We start from the raw sequence: 8699 nt of genomic DNA on the forward strand, positions 1-8699 counted from the left end.
GCCCGCTTGAAGTAGCGGTGCGCGTCGTGCTCCCAGGTGATGCCGATCCCCCGTGCAGCTGGATCATCTCGCCGGCCACCGCCGAGAACGCCTCGGAGCAGACCGACTTGGCGACGGCGGCGGCACGGGGCAGCGCGCCCGGATCCTCGTCGGCGGCGAACGCGGCACCGAGCGCCGCCGAGCGCGCGGACTCCACCAGGACATAGGCGTCCGCGAGCCGGTGCTTGACGGCCTGGAAGGAACCGATGGGCCGGCCGGACTGGACACGGTCCCTGGCGTACTCGGCGGTGAGCTCCAGGCAGCGCTCGGCCGCGCCCACCTGTTCGGCGGCGAGTGCCGTGCACGCCAGATCCCGTACGTGCTCCAGGGCCCGCCCGCCGTCGCCGTCCACGCCCAGCAGGCGACCCTCGGCTCCGGTCAGCACCCACCGGGCCTGGGCCCGGGTCTCGTCCATGGTCACGACGGGCTCCCGGCGCACCCCTGCGGAGCCCGGTGCCACCTCGAAGAGCGAGACCCCGTGTGCCGTGCCGGCCGCGATGACCAGGTCTTTCACCCGCTGTGCCGGCTCGGGGTAGGCAGGGGCCGGCCGCCGGCCCCTGCCGGGGTAGGTCGGGGTCGAGGGCCGTGCGTCCTCGGGCTGTGCGGTGGTTGTGGTCGAGATGCCACCACGTAGTCGAGTCCGCGTCTCCAGGCCGAGCCGGAAGACGGCGGTGTCACCGTAGCCGCCGTCGGCGATGACCTGGGGCACGTCGATGCCCCAGGACCGCGTCTCGTCGATCATGTCGAGGGCCAGCTGCCACTTCTCGACATGGCCCACCTGGGCAGGGATGGCGCACGTGTCACGGCGGGCGACCTTGGCCGGATCGGCTTTCGGTGAGGCGGGATCCCAGCTCCCTGGCAGGAACAGACACCAGTTCACCGCCGCCGAGGCGCCCTTGGAAGCGAGGTGAAGCGAGACGCCGGCCTGGCAGTTGGTGACCTTGCCCGCGGTGCCGGTGTACTGCCTGCTCACGCACGCTGACGCGTCCCCGTCCTTGAGGAACCCGGTGTCATCGATGACCAGCGCGGTGGGTTTGATGACCGGCTGCATGCGCCAGGCCAGCCGGGCCCGCACATGCGCCGCATCCCACGGGCTGGACGTGACGAAGTGGGCCAGCGCCTGCCGGTTCCCGTCCTCGCCCAGGCGGGCGGCCATCGGCTCCACCGACTTGCGCCCGCCGTCCAGCAGCAGCCCCCGCAGATAGACCCCGCCCCACCGGCGCTGATCCGCCCGCGCGAACGGCTCGAACATCTCCGCCGCGAAGTCCTCCAGATCACACCGGACCGCAGCCAACTCCTCACTCAGCACACTCACCCTCGTCGGCCTGCGGCAGGACCGCATGCTCAACGAGGCGTTTGCCACCGGTGATCCCCTCAAGCTGATGCGGCTTTTCGGGATCACCGCGCAGACCGCCATGCGCTATGGCAGCGCCGCCTGCCCGGAGCGCACCGCGAAACTGCCCAGGTAGCGGGCCTGCTCCCAGCCCGATGCCAGCTGAAAGCCCGTGGCGGTGTAGCAATGGGTCCGGCATCATCCCCATGTGATTGTGATGCAACCCGTTCTGGAGATCTCCGCAGCCGACGACTTCGCGCTCTGGCCTGTTCGCCAGCACGAGTCATATGGCTACCTCGTGCTGAACGGGGAGCTCACTCCGGCGGAAGTCGGCACGGCGGTTATGCAGATCGCCGGCTGCAACGACTTCGAGCCGGAGGAGGAGCACGGGCCGTGCCCGACCGACCCGCTCGGCACCTTCCTGCACGGCTTGCTCACCATGCCTGACTTGTTCGCCGCCGGCGGCTTCCGGGTGACCGACAACGCCACCGACATCGTCTTCGTCGAGCCGGGCTGCTGCAACGGCCTGGAGACCTGGCGCGACTGGCTGGAGGTGCTCAACGGCACCGGCTACTCCTACTTCGGCCACGATCCGTCCTCGACGGCCGAACGTCTTGACGACATCGTCCGGCTGACGCTCGACGCCCACGAGACGGACAGCAGCCCGGTGATCGAGCTGTCGGTAGACCAGATACGCACGCTCGTCACCGGCGCCCAGCAGGATTTGCAGGACTTCCTCAGCCTTGCCGAAACCTGGGCTGAACAACACCTGCCGGCACACGCCGCCGCTGTCACTGCCGCCCTGGCACGGGCACTGAACCTGGCGCCCACACAATGACCAGCTTCCTGACCCACCGAGCGCGCGTGCACGACGCCCGGCTCCGCCTCCACCGGCGGCACAGCGCGTTGCGCACTTGCCTCACCGTTTTTGCTCCTTACGGCTTGCGGGCGACATACCACCACCTCACGCTCAGCGCCGCGATCCCCCGTCGGTTGGAGGCGGGCCCGGACGCGCTGTCGCGGGCGGTGGAGGAACTGCACGAGGCGCGGGTGCTGTGGCTTGTGCGGGCAGACGAGTACGCAGCGCAGCGCCGGGCGGAGAAGCAGGCTGGGCGGCGGGCTGTACCGAACCCTCGGCCGTGGTGGCTGCAGAGCTGGTGGGAAAGCCCCGACCGTGCCTGGTACGAAGACCCGTTTCGCCACCCGTCGCTGCGTCTGTCCGAGTACGTCCGGCGACAGAACGCGATTCTGGACGGCGCCGAGCCGCCCGGCTGCCCGGCTTGTGGGGATGAGGGACCACGAGTGCTGAGCTCGACCGGGCACGGTTGGGCCGAGCTGTGCCGTGGGTGCGCGCGGGCGCTGGCGCCATGTCCGTGCGGGCAGCGGCACCGGTTCGTGCCGGAGACCCCGTTCAACTGGAACGAAATCTGGCGACGGGCGCACATGAGCGATGACGGCACGCCGAACCCACATTGGCCTGCCGGTTAGCCAGTTGGATCGGCAGCACTGCGAACGCTCGGAAAGTCAGATTCCGGCAGCTTCGCCGGAACCCGCGTGCGGGACCGCCGCAGCTATCAACTGACGCGCAGGTTCCGCCCTGCCAGCGTTCAGGAATCTCGGAACCCGCGTGCTGCCGACGCCGACCACTTCAAGCAGATCGAACGACACGATGGGCCACCCGGCCGGGGACGCTGTCCTAGCGGCGTTCGGGACCCGGCTCACCGCGTGGGCGGGCCCGCGCGCGTCCGTCGGCAGGCTCGGGGGCGATGTGTTCGCCGTGGTCCTGGAGCTGAAGTCCGGCCGCCGCGCGCAGCGCCTGGAGCAGCTGGTCCGGATGCTGCACACTCCGGTCGCCCTGGACGACGGCCGCACCGTCGACGTCGCCGCTTCGGTCGACGCCGCGGCCCCGGCATCGGTCGGCTCTCGCGACCTGACCGTGTTACAGAGGGCCGCCGACGCCGTTCTGTATCCAGTATCTGTGGTTGCTGAGAGGTTTTTGCCTGTTGGTGCATCCGACGCCGCGGCAGCCGCCAGGGCGATCGACATTGAACTGCCCGTCCCGAATGAGTATGGGCGGCCAGTTGGATCTACCCGCCTGCGGCCACCTGATAGGGAGGCAAATGACCGCGAGATCGGTGACCGTCAGTGACTCCTTTTGGGTACGTCACTCATCTCGTTCGGCGGTTCCCGCGACGGCCGGACCGACACCGGTAGCGAGTTGGGACACCGCCAGGGCGACGGCTTCCTCCGCCGTGGCCGTCTCGCCGATGGCGTTGGAGTGCGGGTGCCTCATCACGCGATAGGGCCTGCCGTTGTGTGCGGGGACGATAGCTGCCTCATTCCGGAAGGGGAACCCGGTGCAGGAGCTGAAGCCGAGCGTCCAGTGGCTCGAGTACACGTAGAGCTGTCGCAACCTCGGATCAGCGTGAGCCGCTTCTACGAGTAGGCCGAACCCTGGAAACTCCGGGGCTTCATCCGCCTGCTCCTGCATCTTCCGCCATTGCAGTTCGACCACCGCTGCTGGCCCACGGCCGTGCGCCTCGGCGCGTTCGCTGGTGTGCAGAAAGGGCAACAGGACCAGCTCTCGCAGGCCTCTGCCTTGCCCCCAGGCCACACCAGCTCTGACCACATCTGCCAGGTCCGGCGTGGCCCCGGTAACCAACTCGATGCCCTGGTCCCATCCCGAGAGGCTGAAGAAGCGGCTGTCTGCTCCGATGTAGATGGACAGTGGCTTGCGCCCTGGGACCGACGAGGCGATGGCCGCCGTGACGGGGGAGCCTCCCTCGTGGGCAACCACCGTGAGACCGAAACCGAGTTGGGCCGCCAGCTGTTCCAACGCTGCGGTCAGGCTGCCCGCAGCAGCCAGGTCAGGATAAAGATTCAGAGTTCATCTGCACAGTCTGCCGTTGCGCGGCCACCAAGAGAGCTGCGATCAGGTCCAGGCGCAGGGGACGGTGCATACCTCACCCCGTGTGCTCGTTGCTCCGGCCGCACGCAGCGTTTCCTCGACCTCGTCGGCATCCCGCCGAGTCGGCACATCCGCTTCAACCCACGCCTGGTCCACGGGCACGTTCTCAGGCCAGCACGGCCGCCACTGGGCCAGCCACTCGTCGAAGTCCTCGCGCAGGAACTGGCGCTCTACGGGCTTGAGTCGCACCTGCGGCCGCGCATCGGCCCACCAGACCTCGAACTCCGCCACGGTCCCTACCGTCGGCCAGCGCTCCGCGGGGGCCGGAAGCAGTAGCACGTCGACGAACCCTCCAACCGGAAGGCCGATGTCAATGAAGATCCCCGTCGCACCCGGATTCGGGACCGCGGTTACCGTCCCCGAAAGCCTCTGTCCCAATCGCAAGCCTCTCCGGGCCTGGATCCACTCTTCGACGCCGACCATGAAGCACATCCTCACAGCGGAATCAGCGCAACGGGGTGATGCGCCTGCAACAGTGCTGTTGCCTCGATGCCAGACACGTCAGCAGGTCAGCCCCGCCCGACGAAGGACAGTAGCAACTCGAACTGGCGGAAGAAACGCCGCCCTGTACAACGGCAAACACACCGGCCGCGCCGTCCTTGCCACGCGGAAGCACGCCACGGTGCCGTCCATCAACGGACGTCTCTCCGCAGCACGCCAGTAACCCTCAACAAACCGAGTTACACCGCTCGTTCGGCTCTGTCTCACATCCGGTGGTGACGGAAAGTCACGGTGGCGACGGATAGACCATCGATCATGAACCCGCAGGTCCGCGCACCACAGCGGTCGTTCTCTGGGACTGACCGAGCGGCCCGGCGTCTGTCCGTGAGCGTCCGGCGCGACAAGCTCAGCGACCCCGATGCGCTGCCATCCGCTTCAAAGTATCGAGGTCAGAGCACCGGCCGCACTCTCTGCAAGGTAGAGATGCCCAATACTCACGGTCCGTCACCACCGAATGTGAGACAGAGCCGCTCGTTTGACAGACCCCGACCAGGAGCCAGCCGAGAGCCACCGCGGCCGTCGACCAGGCGGCGAAGGCGACGCCCAGCAGGCCCGAAAGAAGCAGCAGGGGCAGCACCACGGCACGACGGACGCGGTGCACCGTGAAGGCATCGGTCCGTGGCGACCGCCGTCGTGGCCGGTCGCGGCCGGCCGTGTCGGGAACGCGCTGTCAGACATGAGAATCCTCGTCAGTGGAAAGGGGCGGCTAGGCGTGCTGCGACATCAGGGCCCTGCGGTTCTGTAGCGACCCGAGTGAGGGGGAACGGCGCGCCGGAACCGACACCGCGCCTCGGTGAGGGGAGGACTGTTCCGCCAGCTGCTCCAGGAGCAGGGCACTCTGGATCAGGCCCATGTGGCTGGACGCCTGCGGGAGGTTCCCGAGACGCGGGCGCATGCCGGTGAGCCGCACCTGGTCTCTTGAGGGTCCCGGCGCCGGAGCCGGCATCGTGGGAGAGCCGAGACTGGCTAGGTCCACCCCGGCGATGTGACATCTCGTGACAGATGAGAGGGTTTTCCGGGTGACCGAGACATCACCGAACACCCTGCAACACCGCTTTGACGGGCCAGAAGACGCTCCGGTCCTGGTGATCGGGCCCTCCCTGGGTACCACATGGCACATGTGGGACCGGCAGATACCCGAGCTCTCCCAGCACTGGAGAATCTTCCGGTACGACCTGCCCGGCCACGGCGGAGCCCCCGCCCACCCCGCCGCCTCCGTCACCGACCTCGCCGACCGTCTGCTCGCCACCCTCGACGGCCTGGGCGTCCAGCGCTTCGGTTACGCGGGGTGTTCCATCGGCGCCGCGGTCGGCGCCGACCTCGCTCTGCGCCACCCGCACCGGGTCGCCTCCCTCGCGCTGATCGCCTCCTCACCCCGCTTCGGCACGGCGGACGAATTCCGTCAGCGCGGGGTCGTCGTCCGCAGCAACGGCCTGGAGCCGATCGCCCGCACCTCCCCGGAACGCTGGTTCACCCCGGGCTTCGCCGCCGCGCAGCCCGCGATCGTCGAGTGGGCGGTCCAGATGGTCCGCACCACGGACCCCGGCTGCTACATCTCCTTCTGCGAGGCCTTGGCCGCCTTCGACATCCGCGCCCAGCTGCCCCGGATCAGCGTCCCGACGCTCGTCCTGGTCGGCGCCGAGGACAAGGTCACCGGGCCGGCCGAGGCGCGCACCCTCGTGGCGGGCATCCCCGACGCCCGGCTCGCCCTCGTCCCGGGCGCGTCCCACCTCGCGCCCGTCGAGCAGCCCGCCGCCGTGACGGACCTGCTCCTGGTGCACTTCTCCACGTCCTGGCAGGACACCCTGGCGTCCTTCCCCGCGCCGCCCGCCCCGGCCGCTGCCGCCGCGCCCTTCGTCCCCGTGACACCGGTCGCCGAGATACCGCCCGCCGCTGCGGCGGACAGCCCGCCCGCCGGTCCGGGCGACCGGTACGACCGCGGGATGAAGGTACGGCGCGAGGTCATGGGCGACGCCCACGTGGACGCGGCGACGGCCGCGTCCGACGACTTCACCGGCGACTTCCAGGACCTCGTCACCCGCTACGCCTGGGGCGAGATCTGGAGCCGTGAGGGCCTCGACCGCCGGACCCGCAGCTGCGTCACGCTCACCGCGGTGGTCTGCTCCGGCCACATGGAGAGCCTCGGCCGGCACGTCAGGGCGGCGCTGCGCAACGGGCTGACCCCGGCCGAGATCAAGGAGGTCCTGCTGCAGACCGCCGTCTACTGCGGCATCCCGGCGGCGGACGCCGCGTTCGCCGTCGCGCAGTCGGTGATCCAGCAGGAAACGACCCCGCCCGCGTAGCAGGATGGTGGTATGAACGCATCGCCTCTGACACTCACCAAGAAGACCCACTCCTGCGTCCGTCTGGAGCGGGACGGACGGACGCTCGTCATCGACCCCGGCGGTTTCTCGGAGGACGACGCGGCGGTCGGCGCCGACGCGATCCTGGTCACGCACGAACACCCGGACCACTTCGACGAGGCCCGGTTGCGCGCGGGTCTGGAGGCCGACCCCGCCGCGCAGATCTGGACCCTGCGCAGTGTGGCGGAGCGGCTGTCGGCCGCGTTCCCCGGCCGGGTGCACACGGTCGGCCACGGCGACACGTTCTCCGCGGCCGGCTTCGACGTCCAGGTGCACGGGGAACTGCACGCGGTGATCCACCCGGACATCCCGCGGGTCACCAACATCGGCTTCCTGGTGGACGGTTCGGTCTTCCACCCGGGGGACGCCCTGACCGTCCCCGACCGGCCGGTGGACACGCTGATGCTGCCGGTGATGGCACCCTGGAACAAGATCTCCGAGGTCATCGACTACGTACGCGAGGTGAAGCCGCGCCGGGCGATCGACGTCCACGACGCACTCCTCACCGACCTGGCGCGCCCGATCTACGACAACCAGATCGGCGCCCTCGGCGGGGCGGACCACGGCCGGCTGGCCCCGGGCGACGCGACCCGTCTCTGACCCGACCCGCCTGGGGTCCGGCTGTCAGTGGGAGCGGTTAGGTTTGCTGTATGCGCATCGCAACGTGGAACGTCAATTCGATCACGGCCCGGCTCCCGAGGCTGCTGGCCTGGCTGGAGAGCAGCGGCACCGATGTGCTGTGCCTCCAGGAGACCAAGTGCACGCTCGACCAGTTCCCCGCCGAAGCACTGCGCGAGGCGGGGTACGAGTCCGCGGTCAACGCCACGGGCCGGTGGAACGGCGTCGCGCTGCTCTCCCGTGTCGGTCTCGCGGACGTCGTGACGGGCCTGCCGGACGGCCCGGAGTACGAGGGCGTGCAGGAGCCGCGGGCCGTCTCGGCGACCTGCGGCCCGGTCCGCGTCTGGTCGGTCTACGTCCCCAACGGCCGCGAGGTCGCCCACGACCACTACGCCTACAAGCTGCGCTGGCTGGAGGCCCTGCGGAAGGCCGTCTCGGCGGACGCGGCGGGACCGGTGCCGTTCGCGGTCCTCGGTGACTACAACATCGCCCCGACGGACGACGACGTCTGGGACCCGTCCCTCTTCGAGGGATCCACGCACGTGACCCCCGCCGAGCGGGACGCCCTCGCCGCACTGCGCGCCGAAGGGCTCTCGGACGTGGTGCCGCGCCCGCTCAAGTACGACCACCCGTACACCTACTGGGACTACCGCCAGCTCGGCTTCCCGAAGAACAGGGGCATGCGGATCGACCTCGTCTACGGCAACGCCCCCTTCGCGGCGGCCGTCGAGGACAGCTACGTCGACCGCGAGGAGCGCAAGGGCAAGGGCGCGTCCGACCACGCCCCGGTGGTCGTGGACCTGGACATCTGACCGGTCGCCGGTCGCCGGTGCCCGCACGGACAAGGTGGGCACCGGCGACCCGCGGCAGGCGCCGC

At 69.6% G+C, this 8699-nt stretch carries 9 protein-coding genes; 6 read left to right on the forward strand and 3 right to left on the reverse strand.

What is annotated here, in order from left to right; genetic code table 11:
• Positions 1 to 1291 (reverse strand): IS701 family transposase (locus IH13_RS44070; RefSeq protein WP_420713395.1); only part of this gene is annotated, 1291 nt, incomplete at its 3' end.
• 88 nt (positions 1292 to 1379) lie between these two features.
• Here IH13_RS44070 and IH13_RS45655 point away from each other — a divergent pair.
• The 3 genes from IH13_RS45655 (at position 1380) to IH13_RS45830 (ending at position 3521) form a co-directional block, all read left to right on the forward strand.
• Positions 1380 to 1508, forward strand: a complete 129-nt coding sequence (locus IH13_RS45655) for a hypothetical protein (RefSeq protein WP_267883880.1) — start codon at positions 1380 to 1382, stop codon at positions 1506 to 1508.
• Positions 1509 to 1589: 81 nt separating this feature from the next.
• The gene (locus tag IH13_RS0125450) at positions 1590 to 2210 is read left to right on the forward strand and encodes a hypothetical protein (RefSeq protein WP_031088211.1); all 621 of its coding nucleotides are present in this window, start codon (positions 1590 to 1592) and stop codon (positions 2208 to 2210) included.
• Between the two features lie 831 nt (positions 2211 to 3041).
• Entirely contained in the window at positions 3042 to 3521 is a 480-nt protein-coding gene (locus IH13_RS45830; RefSeq protein WP_082317705.1) for a diguanylate cyclase domain-containing protein, read from the forward strand.
• 15 nt (positions 3522 to 3536) lie between these two features.
• Here the strand turns inward: IH13_RS45830 and IH13_RS0125460 are convergent, their stop codons facing one another.
• Together IH13_RS0125460 and IH13_RS0125465 are read right to left on the reverse strand one after the other, a co-directional pair.
• The gene (locus IH13_RS0125460; protein WP_051835920.1) at positions 3537 to 4208 is read right to left on the reverse strand and encodes a DUF6193 family natural product biosynthesis protein; all 672 of its coding nucleotides are present in this window, start codon (positions 4206 to 4208) and stop codon (positions 3537 to 3539) included.
• A gap of 96 nt (positions 4209 to 4304) precedes the next feature.
• Positions 4305 to 4763, reverse strand: coding sequence for a hypothetical protein (locus tag IH13_RS0125465; RefSeq protein ID WP_063837489.1), 459 nt, complete (start codon positions 4761 to 4763; stop codon positions 4305 to 4307).
• Between the two features lie 1097 nt (positions 4764 to 5860).
• On the opposite strand from IH13_RS0125465, the gene pcaC reads away from it, so the two are divergent.
• Genes pcaC through IH13_RS0125485 form a run of 3 tightly spaced genes read left to right on the forward strand, consistent with a single transcriptional unit; the run spans position 5861 to position 8634 of the window.
• Entirely contained in the window at positions 5861 to 7144 is a 1284-nt protein-coding gene (gene pcaC, locus IH13_RS0125475; RefSeq protein WP_031088217.1) for a bifunctional 3-oxoadipate enol-lactonase/4-carboxymuconolactone decarboxylase PcaDC, read from the forward strand.
• A gap of 12 nt (positions 7145 to 7156) precedes the next feature.
• Positions 7157 to 7804, forward strand: coding sequence for an MBL fold metallo-hydrolase (locus tag IH13_RS0125480; protein WP_031088219.1), 648 nt, complete (start codon positions 7157 to 7159; stop codon positions 7802 to 7804).
• Positions 7805 to 7854: 50 nt separating this feature from the next.
• Positions 7855 to 8634 carry an exodeoxyribonuclease III gene (locus IH13_RS0125485; protein ID WP_031088221.1) on the forward strand — a complete coding sequence of 260 codons (780 nt, stop codon included), beginning with the start codon at positions 7855 to 7857 and terminating at the stop codon, positions 8632 to 8634.
• The last annotated feature ends 65 nt before the right edge of the window (positions 8635 to 8699 follow it).

It is taken from the genome of Streptomyces sp. NRRL WC-3549 (assembly GCF_000721935.1).
Classification (GTDB): domain Bacteria; phylum Actinomycetota; class Actinomycetes; order Streptomycetales; family Streptomycetaceae; genus Streptomyces.

What these genes read in the sequence shown, in the direction of transcription:
- IH13_RS0125485 (WP_031088221.1), top strand. Translation starts at nt 7,855, where the DNA reads ATGCGCATCGCAACGTGGAACGTCAATTCGATCACGGCCCGGCTCCCG.
- IH13_RS0125450 (WP_031088211.1), top strand. Translation starts at nt 1,590, where the DNA reads ATGCAACCCGTTCTGGAGATCTCCGCAGCCGACGACTTCGCGCTCTGG.
- IH13_RS45655 (WP_267883880.1), top strand. Translation starts at nt 1,380, where the DNA reads ATGCTCAACGAGGCGTTTGCCACCGGTGATCCCCTCAAGCTGATGCGG.
- IH13_RS0125480 (WP_031088219.1), top strand. Translation starts at nt 7,157, where the DNA reads ATGAACGCATCGCCTCTGACACTCACCAAGAAGACCCACTCCTGCGTC.
- IH13_RS0125465 (WP_063837489.1), bottom strand. Translation starts at nt 4,763, where the DNA reads ATGGTCGGCGTCGAAGAGTGGATCCAGGCCCGGAGAGGCTTGCGATTG.
- IH13_RS45830 (WP_082317705.1), top strand. Translation starts at nt 3,042, where the DNA reads ATGGGCCACCCGGCCGGGGACGCTGTCCTAGCGGCGTTCGGGACCCGG.